Annotated in this window: 25 protein-coding genes; 15 read left to right on the top strand and 10 right to left on the bottom strand. The window is 51.7% G+C overall.

Annotated features, from left to right (window positions below; genetic code table 11):
• The first annotated feature begins 5 nt into the window (after positions 1-5).
• The 7 genes from ACLQ3M_RS09300 to ACLQ3M_RS09330 all read left to right on the top strand — a co-directional run bounded on the left by ACLQ3M_RS09300 (position 6) and on the right by ACLQ3M_RS09330 (position 6,615).
• The gene (locus ACLQ3M_RS09300) at positions 6-884 is read left to right on the top strand and encodes a branched-chain amino acid ABC transporter permease (RefSeq protein WP_411677759.1); all 879 of its coding nucleotides are present in this window, start codon (positions 6-8) and stop codon (positions 882-884) included.
• Complete coding sequence (locus ACLQ3M_RS09305; RefSeq protein WP_411677407.1) at positions 885-1,853, top strand: branched-chain amino acid ABC transporter permease; 969 nt, start codon at positions 885-887, stop codon at positions 1,851-1,853.
• Positions 1,840-2,613 (top strand): ABC transporter ATP-binding protein, encoded by a 774-nt coding sequence (locus ACLQ3M_RS09310; RefSeq protein WP_411677408.1) that lies wholly within the window; start codon positions 1,840-1,842, stop codon positions 2,611-2,613. The genes ACLQ3M_RS09305 and ACLQ3M_RS09310 overlap by 14 nt, the downstream gene beginning before the upstream one ends.
• Positions 2,606-3,310: an ABC transporter ATP-binding protein gene (locus ACLQ3M_RS09315; protein WP_411677409.1), complete on the top strand. Its 705-nt coding sequence runs from the start codon at positions 2,606-2,608 to the stop codon at positions 3,308-3,310. Before ACLQ3M_RS09310 ends, ACLQ3M_RS09315 begins: the two co-directional genes overlap by 8 nt.
• Positions 3,311-3,608: 298 nt before the next feature.
• Positions 3,609-4,043, top strand: a complete 435-nt coding sequence (locus ACLQ3M_RS09320) for a hypothetical protein (RefSeq protein WP_411677410.1) — start codon at positions 3,609-3,611, stop codon at positions 4,041-4,043.
• A 6-nt stretch (positions 4,044-4,049) separates the two neighbouring features.
• The gene (locus ACLQ3M_RS09325) at positions 4,050-5,234 is read left to right on the top strand and encodes an iron-containing alcohol dehydrogenase (RefSeq protein ID WP_411677411.1); all 1,185 of its coding nucleotides are present in this window, start codon (positions 4,050-4,052) and stop codon (positions 5,232-5,234) included.
• Between the two features lie 10 nt (positions 5,235-5,244).
• Positions 5,245-6,615, top strand: a complete 1,371-nt coding sequence (locus tag ACLQ3M_RS09330; RefSeq protein ID WP_411677760.1) for an aldehyde dehydrogenase — start codon at positions 5,245-5,247, stop codon at positions 6,613-6,615.
• A gap of 52 nt (positions 6,616-6,667) precedes the next feature.
• Here the strand turns inward: ACLQ3M_RS09330 and ACLQ3M_RS09335 are convergent, their stop codons facing one another.
• The 7 genes from ACLQ3M_RS09335 to ACLQ3M_RS09365 all read right to left on the bottom strand — a co-directional run bounded on the left by ACLQ3M_RS09335 (position 6,668) and on the right by ACLQ3M_RS09365 (position 12,095).
• A complete protein-coding gene (locus ACLQ3M_RS09335) occupies positions 6,668-6,853 on the bottom strand; it encodes a hypothetical protein (RefSeq protein ID WP_411677412.1) in 186 nt (61 codons plus the stop codon).
• Between the two features lie 71 nt (positions 6,854-6,924).
• Complete coding sequence (locus ACLQ3M_RS09340) at positions 6,925-7,356, bottom strand: DMT family transporter (RefSeq protein WP_411677413.1); 432 nt, start codon at positions 7,354-7,356, stop codon at positions 6,925-6,927.
• Positions 7,357-7,428: 72 nt separating this feature from the next.
• Complete coding sequence (locus ACLQ3M_RS09345) at positions 7,429-8,151, bottom strand: amino acid ABC transporter ATP-binding protein (protein ID WP_411677414.1); 723 nt, start codon at positions 8,149-8,151, stop codon at positions 7,429-7,431.
• 12 nt (positions 8,152-8,163) lie between these two features.
• Positions 8,164-8,826, bottom strand: coding sequence for an amino acid ABC transporter permease (locus tag ACLQ3M_RS09350; RefSeq protein WP_411677415.1), 663 nt, complete (start codon positions 8,824-8,826; stop codon positions 8,164-8,166).
• A gap of 72 nt (positions 8,827-8,898) precedes the next feature.
• Entirely contained in the window at positions 8,899-9,756 is an 858-nt protein-coding gene (locus ACLQ3M_RS09355) for a transporter substrate-binding domain-containing protein (RefSeq protein ID WP_411677417.1), read from the bottom strand.
• 186 nt (positions 9,757-9,942) lie between these two features.
• Positions 9,943-11,100, bottom strand: coding sequence for a KamA family radical SAM protein (locus tag ACLQ3M_RS09360; RefSeq protein ID WP_411677761.1), 1,158 nt, complete (start codon positions 11,098-11,100; stop codon positions 9,943-9,945).
• Entirely contained in the window at positions 11,055-12,095 is a 1,041-nt protein-coding gene (locus ACLQ3M_RS09365; protein ID WP_411677418.1) for an ATP-grasp domain-containing protein, read from the bottom strand. Before ACLQ3M_RS09365 ends, ACLQ3M_RS09360 begins: the two co-directional genes overlap by 46 nt.
• A 116-nt stretch (positions 12,096-12,211) precedes the next feature.
• Here ACLQ3M_RS09365 and ACLQ3M_RS09370 point away from each other — a divergent pair, with 116 nt between their 5' ends.
• Both ACLQ3M_RS09370 and ACLQ3M_RS09375 read left to right on the top strand, forming a co-directional pair.
• On the top strand, positions 12,212-13,765 hold the full coding sequence (locus ACLQ3M_RS09370) for an MFS transporter (RefSeq protein ID WP_411677419.1): 1,554 nt from the start codon (positions 12,212-12,214) through the stop codon (positions 13,763-13,765).
• Positions 13,766-13,787: 22 nt separating this feature from the next.
• Complete coding sequence (locus ACLQ3M_RS09375) at positions 13,788-14,306, top strand: DNA topology modulation protein FlaR (RefSeq protein WP_411677420.1); 519 nt, start codon at positions 13,788-13,790, stop codon at positions 14,304-14,306.
• Positions 14,307-14,380: 74 nt separating this feature from the next.
• Here the strand turns inward: ACLQ3M_RS09375 and nagZ are convergent, their stop codons facing one another.
• Together nagZ and murQ are read right to left on the bottom strand one after the other, a co-directional pair.
• Positions 14,381-15,934: a beta-N-acetylhexosaminidase gene (gene nagZ / locus ACLQ3M_RS09380; RefSeq protein WP_411677421.1), complete on the bottom strand. Its 1,554-nt coding sequence runs from the start codon at positions 15,932-15,934 to the stop codon at positions 14,381-14,383.
• On the bottom strand, positions 15,931-16,860 hold the full coding sequence (gene murQ / locus ACLQ3M_RS09385; protein WP_411677422.1) for an N-acetylmuramic acid 6-phosphate etherase: 930 nt from the start codon (positions 16,858-16,860) through the stop codon (positions 15,931-15,933). The genes nagZ and murQ overlap by 4 nt, the downstream gene beginning before the upstream one ends.
• A gap of 348 nt (positions 16,861-17,208) precedes the next feature.
• On the opposite strand from murQ, the gene ACLQ3M_RS09390 reads away from it, so the two are divergent.
• The 5 genes from ACLQ3M_RS09390 (at position 17,209) to ACLQ3M_RS09410 (ending at position 21,720) form a co-directional block, all read left to right on the top strand.
• The gene (locus ACLQ3M_RS09390) at positions 17,209-18,096 is read left to right on the top strand and encodes a MurR/RpiR family transcriptional regulator (protein WP_411677423.1); all 888 of its coding nucleotides are present in this window, start codon (positions 17,209-17,211) and stop codon (positions 18,094-18,096) included.
• A 177-nt stretch (positions 18,097-18,273) separates the two neighbouring features.
• Positions 18,274-19,413 carry an exo-beta-N-acetylmuramidase NamZ domain-containing protein gene (locus ACLQ3M_RS09395; protein ID WP_411677424.1) on the top strand — a complete coding sequence of 380 codons (1,140 nt, stop codon included), beginning with the start codon at positions 18,274-18,276 and terminating at the stop codon, positions 19,411-19,413.
• Between the two features lie 24 nt (positions 19,414-19,437).
• Positions 19,438-19,917: a GNAT family N-acetyltransferase gene (locus ACLQ3M_RS09400; RefSeq protein ID WP_411677425.1), complete on the top strand. Its 480-nt coding sequence runs from the start codon at positions 19,438-19,440 to the stop codon at positions 19,915-19,917.
• A gap of 54 nt (positions 19,918-19,971) precedes the next feature.
• The gene (locus ACLQ3M_RS09405) at positions 19,972-20,790 is read left to right on the top strand and encodes an NlpC/P60 family protein (RefSeq protein ID WP_411677426.1); all 819 of its coding nucleotides are present in this window, start codon (positions 19,972-19,974) and stop codon (positions 20,788-20,790) included.
• Between the two features lie 15 nt (positions 20,791-20,805).
• Positions 20,806-21,720, top strand: coding sequence for an N-acetylglucosamine kinase (locus ACLQ3M_RS09410; protein ID WP_411677427.1), 915 nt, complete (start codon positions 20,806-20,808; stop codon positions 21,718-21,720).
• A 20-nt stretch (positions 21,721-21,740) separates the two neighbouring features.
• On the opposite strand, the gene ACLQ3M_RS09415 is transcribed toward ACLQ3M_RS09410, so the two are convergent.
• Entirely contained in the window at positions 21,741-22,835 is a 1,095-nt protein-coding gene (locus ACLQ3M_RS09415) for a serine hydrolase domain-containing protein (protein WP_411677428.1), read from the bottom strand.
• A 282-nt stretch (positions 22,836-23,117) separates the two neighbouring features.
• Between ACLQ3M_RS09415 and ACLQ3M_RS09420 the strand changes: the two genes are divergently transcribed.
• Positions 23,118-25,001 (top strand): ABC transporter substrate-binding protein, encoded by a 1,884-nt coding sequence (locus ACLQ3M_RS09420; RefSeq protein WP_411677429.1) that lies wholly within the window; start codon positions 23,118-23,120, stop codon positions 24,999-25,001.
• The last annotated feature ends 25 nt before the right edge of the window (positions 25,002-25,026 follow it).

The following is a 25,026-nucleotide window of genomic DNA, read 5'->3' on the forward strand; positions in this document are numbered from 1 at the left end:
TGTCTCTGCTCGAATTCCTGCAGCAGCTGATCAACGGCGTGTCCCTGGGAAGCGTCTATGCTTTGATTGCGCTGGGATACACAATGGTTTACGGAATTATCGGACTGATTAACTTTGCACACTGTGATATTTATATGGTGGGGGCATACATTGGTTTTTTTGTGGCGACCTACGCGCATCTGCCGTTTATTCCAACGCTGCTGATTGCAATGCTGGGTTCGGCTTTGCTGGGCGTTGTGATTGAGAGAGCGGCTTATAAGCCGCTGCGCAGAACCACTAATATCAATTTGCTGATCACGGCGATCGGCGTTTCGCTTTTGCTGGAAAACGGGTTTAACGCCATGTTCGGCGGCAACCCCAGAACTTATCCGGGCGATATCCTGAAGCAGCAGACGGTCATGTTCGGCCCGATCCGCTCGGACGCTCTGCATCTGATCATTCTGGGGATTTCCCTGCTTTTGCTGGTCCTTTTGAATCTTTTTGTAAATCACACAAAAATGGGAAGAGCCATGCGGGCCACTTCGCTGGATAAGGACGCCGCGGCACTCATGGGAATCAATGTAAACACCACCATTTCAATGACCTTCGCGATTGGGTCGGCGCTGGCGGGCGCGGCCGGAATGCTGGTTGCCATCTTGTATTCCAGCCTGGACCCTTACATGGGCATGATGCCGGGAATCAAATCGTTTGTCGCGGCGGTTCTCGGCGGAATCGGACTAATCCCCGGCGCGTTTGTCGGCGGAATCATTCTTGGTGTTGTGGAAACGTTTATGGCGGCGATCAATTCCAAAATTGCCGGCGCCGTTGCGTTTGTCATCCTGATCGTCATTCTGATCATCAAGCCGACCGGCCTTTTGGGCAAGGCGGTAAAAGAGAAAGTGTAGGTGGCCGGTTTGAAATCTTATATAAAACGCGGCGCGATTTTCCTGGCCGCTTCTCTGGCTGTATTCTGCGTGTTGTCCGTCCTGATTCAAACTGATGTTATCAATGCCTATTATTCGCAGATCCTGATGGTCATCTGCATCAATATCATTCTTGCACTGAGCACCAACCTCATCATTAACTATACCGGGCAGCTGACGCTTGGCCATTCGGCCTTTATGGCAATCGGCGCTTACGCGTCGGCTTTTATCCAGATGAATACCGGAATGCCGTTCTTTTTGTCGCTGCTCTGCGGAAGCGTCGTCGCGGCTGTTTTCGGCTTTCTGATCGGTCTTCCCACCTTGAGGCTGAAAGGTGATTACCTTGCCATTACAACGCTGGGCTTCTGTCAGATCGTCGTTGTGGCCATCCAGAACATCGACGCGCTCGGAGGGGCGCAGGGCCTTGCGGGGATTCCGCCGAAGACGACGTTTCCCTGGGTGTTTTTTTCCATGGTTGCCACCATTGCGATTCTCTATAATATCGTTCACGCCAATCAGGGCCGCGCGATGATCTCCGTACGGGAGGATGAAATTGCCGCGGAGGCAATGGGCATTGATACAACCAGATATAAAATCATGTCGTTTACGACCGGAGCTTTTTTTGCAGGGTACGCGGGGGGGCTTTATGCATTCCTGATGATGTTTATTGACCCGAACAGCTTTAATTTTCTGAAGTCCATCGACTTTGTCATCTATGTTGTTCTTGGCGGCACGGGCGGTTTCGTCGGGTGCATTGCGTCCACCAGTATCCTGACGCTGCTGCCGGAAGTGCTTCGGTTCCTGGGCGGCCTGAGAATGGTAATTTATCCGCTGCTGTTGATTGTCATTATGATTCTCAGAGTCAAGAATATCCGTGTGACAAGTTTTCTGCACAAAAAATCCGGCGCAATGAAACCAAAAGAGAGAGGTGAAGACCATGCCGCTGCTTGATATTGAAAACATTACCATCAAATTTGGAGGTCTGACGGCGGTTTCGGATTTTTCCGTTTCCATGGAACAAAACGATCTTTTCGGTTTAATCGGCCCAAACGGCGCGGGAAAAACAACCGTTTTTAATATGCTGACCGGGGTTTACGCGCCGACAAGCGGAAAAATTGTCTTTAATGGGGAAAGCATTCAGGGAATACAGCCTCATCAGATTACTAAGAAGAAAATATCCAGGACCTTCCAGAACATCCGCCTGATGAAGAACCTGAGCGTGACGGATAATATCAAGGTTTCTTATGCGTATCAGGCACACTATTCCCTGGTTTCCTCCATCTTTCGCCTGCCTTCTTATTTCAGAAAGGAAGAAGAGATCGAAGAAAAATCGCTGGATTTGCTGAAAATATTCGGCCTGCTGGAATTAAAAAATGAAAAAGCCTGTAACCTGCCTTACGGGCAGCAAAGGCGCCTGGAGATTGCCCGCGCGCTTGCGACTCAGCCGAAGCTGCTGCTGCTGGATGAACCGGCGGCCGGAATGAATCCGCAGGAAACGCAGAACCTGATGGAACTGATCCAGTGGATCCGCCGGGAATTCAAAATTGCAATTCTGCTGATTGAGCATGATATGAAGCTGGTGATGGGAGTATGCGAAAACATCGTTGTGCTGGATTACGGAAAAATCATCGCTCAGGGGCCTCCGGATGAAATTAGGACCAATAAAAAAGTCATTGAGGCGTATCTGGGAGAGGAGGCCGCCGATGCTTAAAATTCAGAACCTGAACGTCTATTATGATGCGATTCACGCGCTGACAGATATTAATATTGAAGTAAAAGAGGGCGAAATCGTCACGTTGATCGGTGCGAACGGCGCTGGAAAAACCTCGACGCTTCGGGCGATTTCCGGTCTTGTTCCGGCGAAAAGCGGAACGATTACCTTTGAAGATAAAAAACTGAACGGGTATCCCGCGTACAAAATACCTTATCTCGGGATTTCTCATGTGCCGGAGGGCCGCCGTATTTTCTCGAACCTCACGGTGATGGAAAACCTGCAGCTGGGGGCTTACTGCCGGAAAGACGATGCCGGGATCAAAAAAGATTTTGAAATGGTTTACGCCAAATTTCCAAGGCTGAAAGAACGCATGAAACAGCGCGGCGGGACTTTGAGCGGCGGAGAGCAACAGATGCTTGCCATGGGGCGGGCACTGATGGCAAGGCCGAAAATTCTTCTGCTGGACGAACCTTCCATGGGCCTCGCTCCGATTATCGTTCAGGAGATCTTTCATATTATCAAAGAAATCAACGGCTCAGGAACTACCGTCCTGCTGGTCGAGCAGAACGCGAACATGGCGCTTTCCATCGCAAACCGCGCCTACGTGATTGAGACGGGCAACATCGTTCTGGAAGGCAAGGCCTCCGACCTGCTGCAGGATGATTCCGTAAAGCAGGCTTATCTGGGCGGTTAATCCGGACCCATAGGAAAACAAACGATATGCATGGAATGAAAACCGTTTTCGTTAAGAAAGCGGTTTTTGCATGCCAAAATTAATTCACTCTTGTAATTACCTGAGATAGGCACTATAATAGTTACAAAATCTGCCATATAATTTTTGAAACGATGTGTACCAATTCGCAAAACTAGTTTTATCCGTGAGTTGCAATCCGGCAGACAAAGGAGGGTGTTTTAACACGACTGAAATCAGAGTTCGGCAAAAGATAAAACTTGCGGCCAAACGCCTGACCGCACGCGTAGTCCTTTTCTTTTTGGGACGTGCTTTTCAGGTGCTTTCCCGCCGCGACAAGACAGTGCGCGGCGAAATTAAAAACTGGGAGCCGGGTTTTGTACTTTGCATGAAGGCTTCTTTCAACGGACCGTCCGTGACACTTGCCCGCAGGGACGATGGGATTCGTATGATAAAATCTTCCGGCAGGCCGCGGGCCGATATGACCGTCACGTTCCGCAGCATTGACGCGGCGTTCCTTGTCCTGAGCGGCAGAATCGGAGTTGCTCAGGCTTATGCTCAGCACAGGTTTTTACTCAGCGGCAGCATCTTTGACTGTATGACGCTGGTTCACTGCGTAGATGTGATCGAAGGGTATCTTTTTCCCAGATTTATTGCCGGCAAGATTCTTAAGAGGTTTCCACAGAAGGAATGTTCCACCGTTTTTGTCTATTGCCAATCCCTGTTAGGAGGCTGATGATAAATGCTGCCGAAATATTTTGAATTTTGCAATCCCCCTAAATTGCTGTCCGGTCAATTTGCACTGGAAAACATCCCGAGCGTTCTGACGGATTTGAGGGCGAAAAAGCCCCTTTTGTTATCCGATTCCATGCTGGAAAAGATCGGAATTCTCCGGACGGTCAGCGACGCACTCCTTTCCGGAGGAATACCTCCGCACGGATGTTTTACGGAAATTCCGCCCGACTCCTCCGTCGCCGTTGTCAACCGTGCCGCGGTGCTTTACAGAAGTCTTGGCTGCGACAGCCTGATTGCGGTGGGCGGCGGTTCCGTGCTGGATACGGCAAAAGGGGTAAAGCTTCTGATTTCCCAGGGAATCGACGATATTCTTTCTGCAATGGGGTGCGAAAACATAGACTGCGGCGCCCATGTTCCGTTTATTGCCGTGCCGACCACTGCGGGAACGGGATCGGAGGCCACCATGGTCGCAGTGATCCTCAATCCGGAAAAAAAGATCAAAATGGAATTTATATCGAGCCATCTTCTGCCGGACGCGGCGGTTCTGGACCCGAGAATGACGCTGACCCTGCCGGCGCGGATCACCGCTTCCACCGGAATGGACGCGCTGTGCCATGCGGTGGAGGCCTATACCTGTCTTCAGAAAAACCCGCTGAGCGACACGTTCGCGGTTTCGGCAATTACATTGATCAGGGACAGCCTGACCGTTTCCGTCAAAAACGGGAAAGACCAAAAGGCGCGATACGCAATGGCAAACGCGGCGTTTATGGCGGGCACGGCCTTTTCGAATTCCATGGTCGGCATGATCCACGCAATCGGTCACGCGCTGGGGGGCGTCTGTCACGTGCCCCATGGGGAAGCCATGACCATTCTGATGCCGTTCTGCATGGAATATAATTTTGATAAAATCGGCGATCTTTACGGGGAGCTTCTTCTTCCGCTTGCGGGGCCGGAGGCTTTTGCAGGAACGCCGGAGGGGAAGAGAGGGCGCGAAACCATTTCCGTGATTCGCCGTATGACGGCGGAATATCATGATTTATGCGGATTGCCCATGTCGCTGCGGGAAACGCCGGCCAAAAGGGAGGATTTTGTTTCGGTCGCGAAAACCGCCTTGAACGACGGGGCCATGATCGTCAATCCGAAGTATGTCGGAGAACAGGAGATACTGGAAATTCTGGAAAAAGCATTTTGAGGAGGCGGTAATTACGGATCTTGTTACATTGACGCAGGCGCAGAGATCTTATTTTTTAACGGACGCAACAAAGCCTGTCGAGCGCCGGATGAAAATGCTGGACATTCTGAAATCCGGAATTTTAAAAAGAGAAAAAGACATTTACGCCGCGCTGAAAGCCGATTTGAACAAGTCGGAATTTGAAAGCTATATGACGGAAGTCGGCATGGTCCTGGACGAGCTGCGTTTCATCACAAAACATCTGCGCGGCTGGGCCCGCCCCAGGAGGGTGCCGACGCCGCTGGCACAGTTCCATTCCAGGAGTTTTCAGATTCCTGAGCCCTACGGTGTCGTGCTGATCATGTCCCCGTGGAATTATCCGTTCCAGCTCAGTCTGGAGCCGCTGGTCGGGGCGATCGCCGCGGGAAACTGCGCGATTGTCAAGCCGTCGGCATACGCGCCCCGCACTTCGCAGGTGATTGCGGAGCTGATCGCCGACTGCTTTTCCCCGGAATATGTTTCGGTTGTGCAGGGAGGCCGTCAAGAGAATCAGGACCTTTTAAAGCAGAGATTCGACTATATTTTCTTTACCGGGAGCGTCGCGGTCGGAAAACAGGTGATGGAAAGCGCGTCGAGCTTCCTGACCCCGGTCAGCCTGGAGCTCGGCGGGAAAAGCCCCTGCATTGTCGACCCGACCGCGGACCTGAAAATTGCCGCGAGACGGGTTGCGTTCGGAAAATTCCTGAACGCGGGGCAAACCTGCGTGGCGCCGGATTACCTCCTGATTCAACGGACGGTGAAAGACGAGTTTCTGCACGATCTGATTGACGAAATCAAGGGCTTTTACGGTGACTCTCCGCTGGACAACGACAGTTATCCCAAAATTATCAATGAGAAGCACTTTAACCGGCTGAAAAACCTGATAGAGGGAGAGAGTATTGTCACCGGGGGCAGGACAAACGATAAGGGACAAATTGCGCCCACCATTCTGGACGGAGTCACCGCGCAGTCGCCCGTGATGCGGGAAGAAATTTTCGGGCCGGTTCTGCCGGTGCTCGTCTACGATGATTTGACGGAAGCAATCGATTTGATCAGACAGCAGGAAAAGCCCCTTGCACTTTATCTTTTTACAAAAGACAGAAAGACGCAGAACCGAGTGCTCGGTTCTCTCTCTTTCGGCGGCGGCTGCGTAAACGATACCATCATTCATTTGGCAACCTCTCATATGGGATTCGGCGGAGTCGGAAACAGCGGGATGGGAAGCTATCACGGAAAGGCGAGCTTCGATACGTTCAGCCACTATAAAAGTATCGTGAAAAAATCTTACTGGATCGATCTGCCGTTTCGGTATCCTCCGTACACAGCGTTGAAGGCGAAACTGATTCGTATGTTTTTACATTGACAGGACAGAGATAAAGCAGCACCGTGCGGCCGGAACACCGCACGGTGCTGCTTTATCTCTGTCCGTTGGAGGTTGCTTCATCATCGTCCGTCACCGGCGTCTTTCCTCCGTTCAGCCAGTGAGCGCGTTCCGCGGCCTCCTCGGGCGTATACCATACGCTTTCGGCCTGCCATTCTCCCTCTTCTGTAAAATCTCCGACGGACCATTGTCCGGGCTCCGTCTTTATATAGGAATACATATCAAAACCAACCTTTATCAGAAAGATTTCATATCGGCCGGGGGAAAGCAGCGTTCGATCACAGGTGTGCCTTAATTTTTCCATTTAAAAAGCAGAACGCCGCCGATCATTAGCACGACTCCCGCGAATTTCTGCCAGCAAAAAGGAATGCGGTCCGTGTCGAACCAGCCGCAGCCGTCGATGAGCGCGGCGACAACAAGCTGCGAAATCAGAATAATGGAAATTGCAACGGTTGGTCCCAGTCCTTTGATGGAGAGCATCACGGTAATCGTAATGACAATCCCGAGTAAACCGCCGAGCAGGTAGACTCTATTTACGCCGCCCAGTTCCGCGAAATTCCCTTTTCCAAGGAACAGCAGGACAAGTACGGACAGCAGAAACGCAATCCCCTGTACCAGAACATTTGATTCGTAAAGGCCGATCCGGTCGCTCAGGCGGGTATTCATAACCCCCTGAACGCTCATTGCGGCGCCCGCAAGAATGCTGAAAAGAACAGCCAGCACGTGAGAAACCTCCCAGACGATATTGCTATTATCCTTTCCTCAATCGAGCGCCGCATACCTTAAAAAACCTCATCACAGGATTCTGCTGAGAAATTCCTGCGTTCTCTGTTCCTGCGGATGATCAAAAATCTCGTCGGGGGTGCCGGATTCAATCAGCCGTCCCCGATCCATATAAACAACTTTGTCGGCAACCTCGCGGGCAAAGCGCATTTCGTGCGTGACGACCATCATCGTCATGCCGTCGCCGGCCAGGTTTTTCATCACCTCGAGAACATCGACGACAAGCTCCGGGTCCAGCGCGGACGTGGGCTCGTCAAACAACATGATTTTAGGCTGCATGACAAGCGCGCGGGCGATGGCGACCCTTTGTTTCTGCCCGCCGGAAATCATTGCGGGGTAAGTGTCCGCTTTGTCCAGCAGGCCAACTTTGTCCAGCATTCTTTTCCCCATTTCAACCGCCCGGTTCTTCGGCATTTTTTTTACCTGTGTCAGTCCTTCGATCACGTTATTGATGACCGTCATGTGCGGGAACAGATTAAAATGCTGAAATACCATTCCGACCTCCTGACGCATCAAATTCAGCTTTTTGCTTTTCTGCGTATAGATTTTTCCGTCGATCGAAATGGTGCCCCGCTGTGCTTTTTCCAGAAAATTGACGCAGCGGAGCAGAGTGCTTTTTCCGGAGCCGCTGGGTCCGATGATGACCACCACTTCGCTCGGGTCCACATTCAGGCTGATATTGTCAAGAACCTGATTTTTTCCGAACCATTTGCTCAGATTTTCAATTTTTATCATAGGGAACCCTCCTTACGCCTGACGGCTGCTGGTCTTTAAAGCGTGTTCGATCAGGCCGGTAATAATCGTTAAGACGGAGGTCATTACCAGATAGAAAATGGCCGCGACCGAAAGCGATTCCATCAGCTTGAAATTCGCGGACCCGATTTGCTTTGCTTTCAGCAGCAGCTCCGGGACTGCGATGGAACTGGCGAGGGAGGAATCCTTCAGCGCGATGATAAACTGATTGCTCAGGGAAGGCAGAGCTCGCTTAAAGGCCTGGGGAAAAATAATGCGCCGCATGACCCTCCATTTGGTCATCCCAAGCGAAACTCCGGCTTCCGTTTGGCCGCGGTCCACCGACTGGATCGCCCCGCGGAAAATTTCCGCGATGTACGCGCCGTTGTGAACGCCCAGTGCGACAAAAGCGGCGGGGAGGTTATCCATTTTCACAACGCCGACAAGACCGTAATAAATCAGCAGGAGCTGCAAAAGCAGGGGAGTGCCTCGGATCACCCAGATATAGGCTTTTGCCGGGATGGTCAGCGCCCGGTATTTTGAAATACGCATCAGGGCAAAAAACAGCCCGAGCAGAATCCCGATGAGGATTCCGAATGTTGTAACCTTTAATGTCATCACAGAGGCCGGGACAAAGACTCTGAAATATTTCGTAATATATGTAATCCATTCGTTCAAATAAAACTCACCCTCCACGGCGATAGGGCCCGTTAGAGGGCCCTATCGTGTCTCTCTCGTTTTCTTTCAAATCTACTGAACCGTAATGTCCGCGCCGCCCTGCCATTTTTTGCTGATTTGCGTCAGCGTTCCGTCGTCGTGCATTGCCTGAACGATTTCGTTAAGCTTGTTTAACAGGGACGTGTCGTTTTGATTGACTGCGATTCCCATTTTTTCAACGCGCATAACTTTGCCAAGCAGCTGAAGCTGGTCGCCTTCCTTCATTTTGCGTTTGGCTTCCAGCGCAACCAGCCGGTCGGTAATGACTCCGTCGACCCGTCCGCTGATCAGTTCCAGCATCGTCGAGTTGTCGTCGTCGTAAAGAGCGCTCTCCGCGCCCAGAGTTTTTACATCCTGCTCGAAATTTGTGCCGGTCGCAACGGCGATTTTTTTACCGTTCAGTTGATTGGGATCGGTGAAGCCTGAATCGCTTCTTACAACTAATTGAGCCCCCGAATAATAGTACGGAGTCGTAAAATTGACGGACTGGAGCCTCTCATCCGTGATCGCCATGCTTCCAAGAATCGCGTCGTAGCGGCCGTTGCGCAGCCCTTCGATCAGACCGGACCACTCGCTGGTAACGTAATTCAGTTTGACGCCCATTCTTTTGGCGATTTCTTGCCCAACGTCCACATCGAAGCCGATGACATTGCCGCTGTCATCTATGTAATTAAAGGGCGGGTAACCGCCGCTCCCGACCACCGTAAGCTTCCCTGCGTCTAATACGCGCTGCAGACTTGTGTCGCCGCTTTTCGGCGCACCGGCCCGGCCCCCGGATGTGCTGCCGGCCGACTGGCCGCCCTGCGCTCCGTTAGAGGTGGAACATGCGGACAACAGAATACATACCGAAAGAGCAGCTGCGGTCATCCGGCCTATTTTTTTCAGATTCATTTTGGACTCCTTTCTAATAACAACTTAAAATTTTAGTTTTTGTTGCGAGTTGTAGCATCTATTAAAAATATAGTTCCAATTGATTCGCTAAGAACTAATTGGAAAATAATAACAGACAACTTACATATTCTGTAAAGTTGTCTGTTATTATACCGGATTTTTTTCAGAATGTCAAATTTGCCGTTCTTATAGAAAAGGATCCGGGTAGCGGTATTGCTTCCCTTCAAAATTTTTCATGATGGTTTCCCGGTTGTCCATATGAAGAATGTAATCCATGGAGGCGGGCGTTTTCCCCCCGCCCCCGGGCAGATCGATTACAAACTCAGGGACGGCGAAGCCGGAAATATATCCGCGGATTTGCTTCATCATCTCGATGCCTTCCGCAACCGGAGTCCGAAAATGGCCGATGCCGCTGGAAAGGTCGCACTGATACAGGTAGTAGGGGCGAACGCGGATTTGAACCAGCCCGGTAAACAGCCGGATCAGGGTGTCCCGCCGGTCGTTAACGCCGCGAAGCAGGACGCTCTGGTTCCCCAGGGGAATGCCGGCGTCCGCAATTTTTTCGCAGGCTCGGGCGGAATCGGGCGTAATTTCATCCGGGTGGTTGAAGTGAGTATTGATCCAGATCGGCTGGTACTTCTTCAGCATGGAAAGCAGATGGTCGGTAATCCGCATCGGCAGTACCACGGGAGTTCTGGTTCCGATGCGGATGATTTCCACATGAGGAATGGAGCGAAGCCTCTGAATGACTTTTTCCAGCCACTCATCCGATAAAACCAACGGGTCGCCGCCGGAAAGAAGGACATCCCGCACCTCCTGATGCCGTTCTATGTAGCCGAACGCCTTGTCGAGATCATCGGCGCCCAAAGAAAAATCTTCGCATCCGACCATTCTGCGCCGGGTGCAGTGCCGGCAGTACATGGAGCATTGATGGGTCAGAAGGAACAGAACTCTGTCCGGATAGCGGTGCACCAAGCCGTTTTCGGGGGAATACCGGTCTTCACACAGGGGGTCCGTTTGGTCGCAGGGGTCGACATGAAGCTCAAGGATTGACGGAACCGCCTGCTTTCGAATCGGGCTGTCCGGCTGGTTCGGATCGATCAGGGAGGCGTAATAGGGAGTAATCGCCATACGGAAACGCCGCAGGCATTGTTCGATTTCGGCCTGTTCTTTGCCGGTCAGGGAAACGACCTTTGCAAGCTGTTCCGCGGTGGTGATTCTGTTGCGCATCTGCCATTTCCAGTCGTTCCACTGCTCGGGCGCAACCCCGGACCAGGGCGCGGCGTTATGATATCTGTTTATGGAAGGTCCCCTCGATTCAGAGCGACCGGGTTCATCCCGTATCGCACAAGCGCGCTGTTCAGAACGCTCAAAATCAGGGTCCTGTAATCCATGCCGCAAAACTCCGCCAGCATGGGGTAGTCGCTGTAATTGGGGGCCAGGCCGGGCAGGGGGTTGATTTCGATAAAATAGAGGGTCCCGTCCTCGGAAAGGCGGAAATCGATCCGGGCAAAATCCCTGCATTCCAGCGCTTCATAAATTTCTTTTGCCGCTGTCTTCATGAACTTGCATAATTTTTGGTCCAGACCGGGCGGGCATTGGTATGTGACATAATCCCGATAGTTTTTCTTGACCCTGTAACTGTAAATCCGGTTCCCGATCCCCTGTTGAAGATAGCAGATTTCCATCGGCTCAAACACGGTCAGCCGGTCGGCGTTCCCTAAAATGCCGACCGTGAACTCGCGTCCGGGTATGTACTCCTCCAAAAGCATCGGTTCGTTGTAAAGACTGAAATTTTTCGCAAGGACTCCGTCCAGCTGTTCCTCGTTTTCCACCACGGCAAGCTCGCTGATTCCCTTGCCGGAGCCTTCGGAATCCGGCTTGACGATGAGCGGAAACCGGAGGGAAGCGTTTCGCCGAGTCTGCGGGTTTTTCAGGTACTGATAATTGGGGGTTGTAATCTGATAGGTTGAAAGATATCGCTTGGCGAGCGCTTTGTCCAGCGATACGGCAAGCGTCGTTTCGTCCGAACCGGAGAAGGGAATGCCAAAAAAACTCAAAATGGCAGGGATCTGCGATTCCCTGCCTCTGCCCTGGGTGCCTTCCGCGATATTGAAAACAAGATCAACCCCGGCACTTTTAACTTTTTCAATAAATTCAGAGTCGGCTTCTAAAAGCTCTGCGCGAATTCCCGCAGACTCCAACACTTCCTTTATGGCTTTGATTGTTTCAAAAGAGTCGTATTCCGCCTCCACGTCTTCGGCCCCTGCTGAAGAACCCTTTTGCAGATTATAAGCAATTCCGACTTTTAACGGGGGAGGAAAGCTGTCATTTTCCATTCAAAACACTCTCGTTTTCTTCATAAAGTTGAGAGAACCACCGTTTATTTTTGCTTGCTTCATTATAGCAAAATGAATGCAAAAGGAAATCTTGAAAAATCGCCGTTTCTTCACAAATGCGGCATTGTGGAATCGTTTTTCTCAAATATCCCGCCTGCCCTGTTACTTTCGAAGAATGTCTGGGCCAATCATCAAATGTCAAACTTTGTTTTAATTCTTTCGTGAGAGAAGCATTTATTTGGAAAGAGAGCGTTCCGCGCGATTCGTCTTTGCCTTCGAGAATAAAAAAAATAAAGCCTCTCCTTGTTGAACTGCCGGCTTTTCTGAAGTATAATAATTTTCGAATAAAATACCTTTATTTTCAGACGAAATCATTGGCTTTTCGGCCGTTTTACTTCCGTGAAAAGGTGGCTGGTTCTATCAATATCCGCAAAGACCTGAACTTAAGATTTACCGCTTGGTATTCCTCGGCGCAGGGTTTTTACTGGTCTGCGTTTTGCAGCAGCCTGAATTTCGCGTCGGTGTTTCTGTTATCCAAATCTTTCAGTAACAGCCAGATTGGTATTGTGCTTGCTGCTGCGAATATTCTGGCGGTATTTTTGCAACCTGTGATTGCCGGACTGGCTGACAGATCGAAGAAAATTACGATAAACGGCATCATTATCGCTATGGCGGGGACAGCGGGCGCCTTCGCGGCGGCGCGGTGCTTTCTTTCACATGTTTCCCCTGTCCTGGCGGTTCTTTTTATTCTTGAGCTTACCATCCTTTTTAGCTTACAGCCCTTTCTGAATTCCCTGGGGATGAGAATCATCAACCAGGGAGTTGAGATCAACTTCGGCCTTGCGAGAGGAATCGGGTCCCTGTCGTATGCTGTGCTTTCCATCCTTTTGGGAATTCTGGTTCAACAATTCGGCACGGATTCGCTTTCCGTAATTTCGGTTGGTCTTTATTCGGCGCTTTGTTTTGTGATTTTCTTTTTTTCAAAGCGCCAATTTGCTTTAAAATCCGGAACAGTCCAAGCAGAGTCTTTCCAGGGACAATTGGATTCTAAGAGCGCGAATCCGGAGTCTGTGCTTTCATTTTTGTCCCATAACAAACGATTTGCGGCATTGATGGTCGCGGTTTCTCTTACATTTTGCTCTCACTCCATGATCAATAACTACTTTATACAGATTACGGAGCATGTGGGCGGCACCTCGAAAGAAATGGGGATCGCAACCGGGATTGCGGCGGCGATTGAATTGCCCGCGATGATGCTCTGCGATCTCCTCGTCAGAAAGATCCGCTGCAGCTCAGTTTTAAAATTCTCTCTCGTTTTCTTTACGGTGAAAACGGTGATTACTTTGATGGCAACCAGTGTCCGGATGCTTTATGCCGCGCAGGTACTGCAGTTTTGCTCTTATGCGCTGTTCATCCCGGCTTCCATCTATTATGTGAATGAAGTGATTAAAGAAGAAGACCTGGCCAAGGGCCAGGCCTTCATGACGGCCGCAACCACCTTCGGCGGTGTTACGGCCAGCTTGTTCGGCGGGCTTCTTCTGGACAGCGAAGGAGTCGGAACCATGCTGCTGGTGGGGGTGATTGCCGCCGCGCTGGGCGCCGCAATCGGGTTTTACGCAACTCAAAAGGTTGAGGTTAAAGAATGCGCGCCGGACAAAACGCAGCTTTAACCATGGCAGTGGGCGGTGAAATATGAAAGTTGCAATTTTGGGGTATAGCGGCAGCGGCAAATCGACTCTTGCGAAACGGTTAGCCGAATTTTATGGGATTCCCGTACTGTTTCTCGATACCGTCCGGTATTTACCCAACTGGGTGGAAAGGGACCGGGAAGAGAGCTGCTCCATTGTCCGGGATTTTATGAGCAATGAGTCTTGGGTCATTGACGGTAATTACAGAGAATTTCTGCAAGACGAGCGATTGCAGCAGGCGGACCAAATACTTATTTTAAATTTCCCCCGGGCAGTGTGTTTCTGCAGAGCCGTCAGAAGGTATCTGCAAAATAAAAACCGAACCCGTGAAAGTATGGCGGATGGATGTATTGAAAAGCTTGATCCGGAATTTATCTGGTGGATTCTTTATCGGGGGAGAACCAGAAGCAGGCGGGACTATTATCGCCGGATTGCTTCGCGGTATCCTTCCAAAACCGTTATATTGAAAACCCGGAATCAGATTGAACGTTTTATTCTGGATGTTTTTCGCGGATCACGCTGAGTGCCGTTATCTGCATTCCCGTCGGGGATAAAAGTGAATCCGGGGCTTTAATCAGCCTTGTGTTGTTTTTTCTTTCACAGGGTTACCGGAAGGCGCCCCGCCGCGGAAAGTTCCCCGGAAAGAACCTTGGCGACAGCGTCGCACGCGGCCGCACTGTATTCATAAGCCGCGAGAGAATAAATATCCGCAGACAGTTTTTTCAGTTCGTACGGCTCGCGCAGTGACACCGCAATGGTTGGGACGCCGGTTTTGGCCAGAAGGTTTACCGCTTCCAACTGCCCCGGATGCTTTAGGCCATAGTTGAGTCCAAACACAAAACAGCTGAAGCGGTCGGCATTTGCAAGAACAGGTTCAAGGTCCGCTGGGACCGGGTCCACCGGTGTGACGAGAGCGTGGCCGCCGAATCTTTCCGCCATTCGGCTCGGAAAAGACAGAGACCCGTTCGCAGTTTCCGCTACGACTGTGGTTTTGTGGATGGAGCTTCCGACAAAGCATGGATTTTTGCCAAGCGGGGGCAGAGTTTGACCCGGTCTGCCGACCGGCGTAACGGACTTGGCAGTCATCTCCCGAATTGTCTCCCGGTCCGATATGCGGATCGCTTCAAGCGTTCCCTGTGGAGCTTGCGCATAAATCTCTTTCAGCTTTAAGATTTTTTCAACGGAAGCGTCTGATTCACTCAAATCCAGCTTTCCGCGCCGCAGTGCGTCTTCTATTGCGAGAACCGCTTCCGACGCCAAAGCGTTGCTGTGAGAGATTAGAACCATATCGGCTCCGGCTCCGGCCGCGGCTACTGCGCCGTTGATGGTCCCGTAAAAGTCCTGAATGGCTTTCATCTCCAGACAGTCCGTAATTACAAGTCCGCCGAATCCCAGTTTTTCTTTCAGCAGCCCGGTCAGAATCCTGCGGGACATTGTCGCGGGAATTTTTTCGGGTTCGAGTGCCGGAAAAAGAATATGGGTGCTCATCATTGCCGGGAGTCCGTGCAGGATCGCCTGCCGAAACGGGACCAGCTCTGTTTCGAGCAGCTCCGGCAAGGACTTTCCCACGCAAGGCAGATTCAAATGAGAGTCCGCGTTGGTGTCTCCGTGACCCGGAAAATGTTTCGCGGCGCACAGAATTCCCGCGTCGAGGAGCCCGCGCATCATCTGAATACCAAAACGCGAAACTGCGTCCGGGGTATCCCCATAGCTTCTGACTCCGATCAGGGGATTTTCCGGGTTTGAATTCACGTCCAGTACAGGGGCAAAATTAAAATTGACTCCAAGAGCCTTCAACTCCCGGCCGGTCATTCTTCCAGTTTCGTAAGCATTCGACGGGTCTCCTGTCGCGGCGATCGCCATGGCGCCGGGAATGTTGATGGAATCGGAGGGCAGGCGCGTTACCGTGCCGCCTTCCTGGTCGATTGCAATCAAAGCTCTGCTTCCGGTTTCCGATAAAATCAGATTCTGAATATCCCCGCACAGACAGGCGAGTTGAGACCGATTTTTAATGTTGCGGCGGAACAGGATCACGTTGGAAATCTTGTATTCCCGCACCATGGAAATGAAATCCGGATCCGGCGTGGTTCCCGCCAGGCCGGTCATGACGCGCTGGCCGGCTTTTTGCCGAAGAGTTAACTCTTCTCTCATAACGACTGATCCTCTTTCCGGTTCCGGGCGTTCAGAATGGCCGCCTTCAACCTGCCGCCGCAGGCCGCGAGAGCTTCGCGCGCATGAGTGGCATCCAACCCTGTTTCAATCATCAGGATGGCGGCTTTCACATGCATATCGGCCAGCTTCAGATATTTTGCGGCTGTTTCCGCATCCGCATGGGTTGCGGTGCAGATGATCCGGATCGAACGGTCGTACAGCTTCTGATTCCCGGCTTTCAGGTCGACCATCAGATTGTTGTAGACTTTTCCCATCTTGATCATGACAGCAGTAGTCAGCATATTGAGGACCAGCTTTTGCGCCGTTCCGCTTTTCATTCTGGTGGAACCGGTGATTACTTCCGGTCCGACGATGGGAGCGATGCAAACGTCGCAAATCGCGCCGAGCTTTGTGTTGGCATTGTTGACCAAGCCGACGGTTGTCGCCCCCAGTTCCCCGGCCTTTTTTACGGCCCCCAGAACAAAAGGCGTCCCTCCGCTTGCGGTAATGCCGACCACAATATCGTTTTCGGTAATACCGTGGTCCATGATAAGGCGCTCGCCCGCTTCCGCGTCGTCTTCACAGCCCTCAACCGCTTCACGCAGCGCGCGGTCTCCGCCCGCGATGAAACCCTGAATCAGGCTTGGGTCGGTTCCGTAGGTGGGGGGGCATTCGCTGGCGTCAAGTACGCCCAGACGACCGGACGTACCTGCTCCCACATAATACAGCTTTCCGCCGCGTTTCAGCGCTTGATAACAAAGATCCACAGCCCGGGCGATGGGAACCAGCTCTTTTCGGACCGCCTGCGGTACGGTTTGGTCTTCTTCGTTCATCAAGGTCAGAATTTCTTCGGTTTCACATTCGTCGATATGAAGGGTCCTGGGATTGATGCCTTCTGTTGTGAGGCCCGACAGGTATTGATCCATTGATCATTCACCTTCTTAGATATCGTTTGGAGCTTTTTTGGGGGGGAGTTGAAGCTTGCCCGTTCCAAAAAGAAAAGGCCAACCCGTTTTGCGAGTTGGCTTTCAAATACCGCTATAATCAAAGACCGCCAATCATAGCTGCCCAATTGCAGCCTTTATTGAACTTATTATAAAGAGAAGATTTCAGATTGTCAATACAAGTCAAAATAATATTTTATAATGAAATTTTATTTTAAATTGTTTATTTATTACAGGAATAAGTACAAAATAGTTGAAAAAGGATGACTTTTCATATAAGATATGAATAATTCTTGGCAATAAACTTCATCGAAACACCTGATAAAGGGAGTGAGTTTCATTACACTGGACGATAATGTTTTTTTAAGGCTGCGGGGCGTCCGTAATTCCCTGACGCCGGTGGAAAGAACCATAGAAGAGTATGTTCTTGCGAACAAAAACGAAATTCCGCATCTTTCCGTGAAAGGGCTGGCACAAAAAAGCCACACCAGCGACGCTTCCGTGCTGCGCTTTTGCAAAACGCTTGGGTATCGCGGCTACCGGGACTTCATCGTGGCGGTCTCCGCGGCGCTGGGTTCGGCCGACAAAACGGAAAGCGAATATACGGATATTCAGCCGGGTGATGACTTGCAGACGATCATCACAAATGTCTCCCGAAATAACCGGAAGTCCATAGAAGATACCATGAGTGTGATTGACCGGGATGCAATCGGACGTGCCGTGGAACTGCTGAGAAAGGCCAGCCGCATCGATTTTTATGGAATCGGAGCTTCCGGACTGGTCTGCATGGATGCCCAGCAGAAATTTACGAGAATCGGAAAAACATGCTTTGCCTATACGGACGGGCATTCTCAGCTGACGGCCGCAAGTATTTTAAAATCCGGGGATGTGGCCGTGCTGATTTCAAATTCCGGAGATACGCTTGACATTTTAAACACACTTGAGGTGGCGAAGGAATCGAAGGCTACGATTATTGCCATCACGAGATATGTAAAAAGCGAGCTGGCAAACGAAGCGGATCTTGTGCTGAACTTTTCCACTCCGGAGATTACGATTCGCAGCGGGGCCATGGGGTCGCGCATTGCGATGCTCAACATCGTCGATATTCTGTTTACCGGCGTTGCAAGCGCGAATTATAAGAACGTGAAGGCCCTGCTGACAAAAACGCACAATGTACTGGCGGGTAAGCATAAGCATCTGAACTGGGACAAAGGCTGAAGGCTGGACTGTTATTCAGGCGAAGGCCTTTTCTTGATGAAATAAAAATTCAAAAATGACTGATGCTTTAAAAGTTTATGTTGACAAATAAAACGTGAATGGCTACACTGATTTTAATTTAAGTCCGGTTTTCAAAGAAAATGGCGTGAAATTCGGGTACATAAGAGGGAATCCGGTATGTTGTTCGGAATTGATCGATTGGAAGAATATGATAAACTGTTTCGCGGAAAAAGGCTGGGGCTGATCACTTCGCCGACGGGGATTGACAGTCAGGGAAGAACGACCATTGAACTGATTCACAAAAGATTCGGCCTGCGCGCGCTTTTTTCACCGGAACATGGGGTGCGGGGGAATCTTGCGGCGGGCGAAACGGTCGATTCTTACCGGGACGAAGAGACGGACGTGCAGGTTTACAGCCTTTATCGAGAAAATTCAAAACGGCTGACGGAGGAGATGCTCCGTCAGGTTGACGCGGTGGTTTATGACATTCAGGATGTCGGCACGCGGTATTACACGTTCCTTTATACTCTTCAGTATGCCCTGGAGGATTGCGCAAAGGCAGGGAAATCCCTGATTATACTTGACCGTCCGAACCCGCTGGACGGCGCGACGGTGGAGGGGAACTGCCTGCGGGAGGAATGCCGCTCGTTTGTCGGCGGCTATCCGCTTTGCATGCGCTACGGGCTGACGGCCGGGGAATTTGCGGCCATGGTCAACCGCAGAGAGCGGCTGGGCAGCGATCTTCACGTTATTCCCTGCCATGGCTGGCAGAGGGGCATGCAATTCCCCGATTACGGAACGGTATGGGTTCCGCCCAGCCCGAATATTCCTCGGTTTGACACGGCGCTGCTGTACCCGGGGACCTGTCTGTTTGAGGGCACCTGCCTGTCGGAGGGGCGGGGGACCGCTTTGCCGTTTGAAGTGGTCGGAGCCCCGTTTCTCCGCGCGGAAGAGCTTGCCGGGCGAATGAATCGGAAAGGGCTGCCCGGCGTGTGGTTCCGGCCGGTTCACTTTATCCCGTCCGCGTCCAAATACAGCGGCCGCATGTGCGGCGGCGTCCAAATTCATGTGACGGACAGGAAACGCGCGCGCCCCGTCGATGTCGGAATACATCTTTTGAGCGATCTGCGGGCGGAATACGAGGAGTTTATGTTTCTTCCGCCGGAAAAGGAGAGCGGAAGACGCTTTATCGACCTGCTGAGCGGGGATTCCGCGCTTGCGTCGTCGGTTCGCGCGCCGGAGGATATTTTGGAAGAATACAGGCTGGAAAGCCTCCGGTTCAGGGAACAAACGGAGCAATACCAGCTTTACAAATAACCAATTGTGAAAGGGAGCGTTTCTGTGATTGATCTTTTGGTCAGGCTTTACGAGATAGAGGAGAATCTCGAAGAGGAGCTTCGGCTGCAAAAAGAGGGGATCCGGGTATTCAGACTGCTTGCCACGGATATCGGCAAAGCGGTCGAGTTTGCACGTTCGTTCAGTGAGGGCTGGGCAAACGAGTGCATGGCGGCCGGTACGAATCATCCGCCCACCTGCTTTGTAGCAGTGAGGGAAAAGCAAATCGTAGGTTTTGCCTGTTACGACGCGACCGCAAAGGACTTTTTCGGCCCGACCGGCGTTTTAAAGTCGGAGCGCGGAAAAGGTGTCGGGGCGGTCTTGCTGAAAAAATGCCTTTGTGCAATGCGTGCTCAGGGGTATGTTTACGCGGTAATCGGCGGAGTCGGCGACGCGCTGCCTTTTTATGAAAAAGCAGTTGGCGCGACTTCTATTGAACGCTCCTCTCCGGGAGTTTACTCCACGCTTATAGGATTTTCCTCCTGACCTACAGGGGAGTGATGGCTGAGATAAGTTGTTATAACGACAGGAGGGAAGAAAATGAAGTCTGCACGGATACGTTCGTCCACAGCCGTACTGAAGCAGGCGCCGGATGAAAAAAGCGAAACGGCGGATGAGGCCCTTTGCGGCACGCGGGTTGATGTTCTTGAGGACGGCGGAGAGTGGCTTCGCGTCCGGACCGATTATCTTTACGAGGGATGGGTGCGTGGGCGTGATCTCTGTGTCGGCGACGAGCTTTTGCGGCGGTGGGGCACCATGCCTCAAAAGCTCGTATGGCAGGCGTGCGCCGATTTATTGGACGTCCCCAAAGTACAGGGCCGCCTAATTACGGGCCTGTACCGCGGGTCGCTGCTTGGCGTCACGGAAGAGTCCCAAAACGGCTACAGAAAGGTAAGTCTCTGTGACGGGCGCATGGGCTGGATCTGGGAAAATTTCCTGACCGATCCGCCGTCGGACTGGACAAGGAAAGAGCCGAAAGAGCTGCGCGAAGCGCTGGTTCAGACCGCTTGCCTTTATCTGGGCGTACAGTACCGCTGGGGTGGGAAGACCCCGCTTGGCATCGACTGCAGCGGACTTTGCTCCATGGCTTATTTGCTGAACGGAATCAGGATTTGCCGGGATTCCCATATTCTTCCCGAATTTCCCATGCGGGAAATCAGCCTTGACCGGGTTGAAGCCGGCGACCTTCTGTTTTTTCCGGGCCATGTGGCAATGTACATGGGGAACGGGCGCTACATTCATTCAACAGCGGGAAATAACTGCCACGGCGTCGTGGTGAACAGCCTTGACCCGGGCGCGCCGGATTACCGTGGGGATCTGCCCAAAAAGCTGCTGTGCTGCGGCAGTATTTTCGTCTGAAAAGGGGAGGACGGCATGGACCAGTATGTAGTTGGAATGGACGGCGGCGGAACCAAGACGGCTGTTTCCGTCTGTGACCTGTCCGGCACAGAGCGGGAGCGTTTTTCTTCCGGAGGCATCAATTACAACGGGACCGACGAGCGGAATGTTGAAAAAAGCATGCGTGAAATTTTTATGCGGCTTGAGCAGTCCTGCGGGCTGAGTAATTGCCGCGCGGTTTGCCTTGGCGCGGCGGGAATCAGCAATCCGGAGGTTGGGGGCAAGCTGGAAAAGCTGATTCAAAGCTGCGGGTATCACGGCCCGCTTTGCATTACGGGCGATCAGCAGACCGCGCTGTTCGGGGCGATGGGAGAACTTTGCGGCGTGATTCTGATTGCTGGCACGGGCTCTGTATGCTATGGAAGAAACCCGGAAGGCCGGGAACACCGGACGGGCGGGTGCGGCCATTTGATCGACGACGGCGGCAGCGGCTACGCAATTGGACGGGATATCCTTTCCGCTGTGGTCAGGGCTGGGGACGGGCGAGAAAAACCAACGGTTTTGTCCGGCATGCTCGCCTCCCGGAGCGGACTGAAAACATCGGACGAAATCGTGCGGTTTGTCTATGATAAAAATACAGGGAAACGGGAGATTGCCGCGCTTGCCAAATTACTGCCGGAAGCCTGCGCGCAGGGCGACGGGACGGCTCTGGCCATTGCGGACCGGTGTGTGACGGAACTGTTTCTTCTGGCTGTTCCGGTTTTGGAGCAGCTGGGATTTCAGAATGGTTCCATCGTGTTTTCAGGAAGTATTCTGCAAAAAAATCTTTTCGTCCGTGAAGGACTTCTGAAAAAGCTGACGGAAAAGTATCCGGGGCTGGAATGCAGAATTCCGGCCAGGGACGCGGCTTACGGCGCCGCGATGATAGCACTGAAAAACAGCGGAGCCTGACGTGTCCCACAAAAAAGAGATCATTGCAGAGGAAGAGCCGCGTATGCAGCCGTGTGAAGGACCCTTCGCAGCCTGAGCTGCGCATTGTTGTCGCGTGTGGGGTGTACGCGGTTGGCGAGCAAAATTACATAAAGTCCGGTTTGGGGAGAGACAAGCAGGTGCGTACCGGTAAAACCGGTGTGTCCGAACGCGGTCTGGTCGAAAAATGCGCCGGAATAGCTCTGAAATCCGTTCGCTAAATGGAAGGCAAGCCCCCGGTTTTCATCCTGTCCGGGCGTATAATTCCTGATGGCCGCCCTGAGTGTGGACTGCGACAGGTACCTGCCGGTTGGCGCTTCGCCTCCGCACGCGAGCATCCGGGCGAAATGAATGCAGTCGTTGATGTTGGAGAAAACTCCGGCGTTCCCGGAGACTCCCTCCAAAAATCTCGCGTTTTCATCATGTACAATTCCGCACAGCCATTCGCCGGTCTTCGGATCTTTTTCTGTAAACGCCGTGTTTTCCCGCAGGGAGGGGTCGGAAAGTCTTCCGTGATTCAGCCTGTGATAAGAGGTTGAGGACATTTTGAGCGGGCGAAACACGATTTCTTCCGCCAGTTGATCGAGCCGTCCGGATAGAATTCGCTCCAGAATTTTTCCAAGAAGAATAAAGCCGGTACAGCTGTAAATCACGGTGCTTCCGCAGGCAGCGGCCAGAGGAGCGCTTAAAATCAGGCTTACGCAGTCCTCCGGGTCGGAAATCGAATCCTCCAACAGAATATGGGCGGGAAGGCCGCTGGTGTGTGTCAGCAGATGAAAAATCGTGATCTGTTTCTTGTCTTCCGGGACCCGGTCGCCAAGATATTTTGCGATCGAATCCGCAAGATCGAGTTCTCCGGATTCCAGAAGTTTCAGCGCGATCATGCCGGTGGACATGATTTTTGTCATGGACGCCATATCGTAACGTGTCTGCTCGTTGACGGGTCGCCCCTCCGGAGTAAACGAGGTGACGCCGTAGGATTCTCTGACAAAAAGACGGTCTTTTATTCCAATGGCAAGTTCCGCAGACGGAATAGAACGGTTCCGGACGGCTGCTTCAACCAATTCTGCGGCTCTTTCAAAATGAGGGTCCATCATTCTTTTTCCTTCTTCTTTGATTTTTTCTCATCATAATCGCTCAAATAAAAAAATTCAAGACAAAATAAAAAATAAAATTTCAAAATTTTCAATCAATTTGAAATAAAACTATATTGACAATAGGGCGTAATGTTGCTATGATGTTACCTAAAGATGAGCGATGAGGTTCTGGAATCGTTCATCTTTTTTGCTTTTTTACCTTGAAACCCCGGAAATCTATGCAGTTTAACAAAGATATAGGAAAAATCCAGATTGGATTAAAATTACAAGGAGGCATGTGTTATGAAGTCAAAAAGAAAGGGAATTGCATTTTTACTTGCCTGCGTTATGATCCTTTCCGCCGTTGCGGGATGTTCGGGCGGGGCGGATAAAGCCAAAGATACGTCTGAGGGTCAGGTTACGCAGGGTCCCCACGGGATTGAGTATGCGGCCGACCAGACCCTCCACACGGTTTACAGCAGTGAGGCAACATCGCTGAACCCGTTTGCCGACGGTTCTGCAAACGATTGGGAGGCGGTTTCCAACTGCATCGACGGACTGGTGGAGGTGGACCAGTACAAGAATACAGTGCCCTCTCTGGCGGAAAGCTGGACGGTCAGCGACGACGGAACCGTGTATACGTTTAAAATTCGCAAGGGGCTTCAGTGGGTTGACGCGGAAGGCAACCCGATGGGCGAATTGACCGCCAAAGACTTTGTGACCGTTGCAAACTGGATTTGCGACCCGGCAAACGCGTCCGGCTCCACTCTGTATTTCAGCGGGATCGTAAAAGGCGCCAAGGATTTCATCGCCGGTAAAACCAAGGACTTCAGCACCGTTGGTTTTAAAGCCGTGGATGACAATACCCTGCAGATCACTTTGGAAGGTCCGCTCCCGTATTTCCTTTCTTACTGCGGCAGCTACATGCCGGCCTATACACCCCTGTTTGAAAAGCTGGGCAGCAAGTACGGCGCGGATAATAATTCCATGTATTATATCGGCGCGTACCGCATGACGACATTTGCGCCGCAGTCGAAACGTGTCTATGAGAAAAACGACAGCTACTGGGATTCGAAAAACGTACATATCAAGAAAATCATCAGTACCTATAACGCTGAGGCACCCACGCTTGCGCCGGAAATGTTCCTGCGCGGTGAGGTTGATAAGGCGCCAATCAGCACGGATATTCTGGACCAGTGGATGAAGGATTCGAAAACGAAGGATATCGTCATCCCAAGCCTGCCGGACACCACCTATATGTTTTATTACGCGTTCAACTATATGCCGAAATTCGACCAGAAGTACGAGCCGGACAACTGGAATAAGGCGATCAGCAACGAGAACTTTCGTCAGTCGCTGTACTGGGGGCTTGACCGTTACAAAGCGTTGCTGACAAAAGACCCGTACAACGCCCAGATGCTTCAGTCAAACAGCGTTACGCCGAAAGACTGGTGCAGTGTGGACGGCAAGGACTATACGGAAATCGGCGACATGGCCGCGATTACCTCAAGGCCAAATTACAGCTTCGATTCTCAGAAGGCATTGGACTATAAGGAAAAGGCCAAGAAAGAACTTGAGGCGGAAGGGGTCACTTTCCCGATCAAAATGCTGATGCCCTATAACCCCACAACCACCTACTGGGCCAAAGAGGTTCAAGTTGTCAAACAGCAACTGACCGCTTTGCTTGGCTCCGATTATATTGAGCCGATTCTGGAGGCAGGTCCCTCCACCGGATTCCTTTCCTCCGTCCGCCGCACCGGCGATTACGCGTTCATGAAGTGCAACAACGGCGCTACGATTGCGGACCCGGCCGCGTGGCTGCCGGCTTTCGCGAAGGGGAACAACTGGACTTTCCTTGATCAGGCGACGGACCCCGCGGTAAAATCACTCATGGATCAATATTACGCCATGGTAGATGACGCAAACTCCGTCTACACGAAATCGACGGAACGCTACGAGAAATTCGCAAAAGCGGAAGCATTCCTGCTGAACCACGCGCTTGTGATCCCTTACTCCACGGATAACAAGGATTATATGGTAGAGCGCCTGAATCCGTTCGAAGCGGAAGACAGCACGTCCGTACGCTTTAAATATCAGCGCGTGCTGAGCAAGCCGCTGACGAAAGACCAGTGGTCGGCACTTTACAAGGATTGGCAGACTGCCAAGGAAAAATCAATTCAAAAGTAGTCACAAGCCTACTTTAAAATAGGAC

Source organism: Caproicibacter sp., from assembly GCF_046707225.1.
Taxonomy (GTDB): domain Bacteria; phylum Bacillota; class Clostridia; order Oscillospirales; family Acutalibacteraceae; genus Caproicibacter.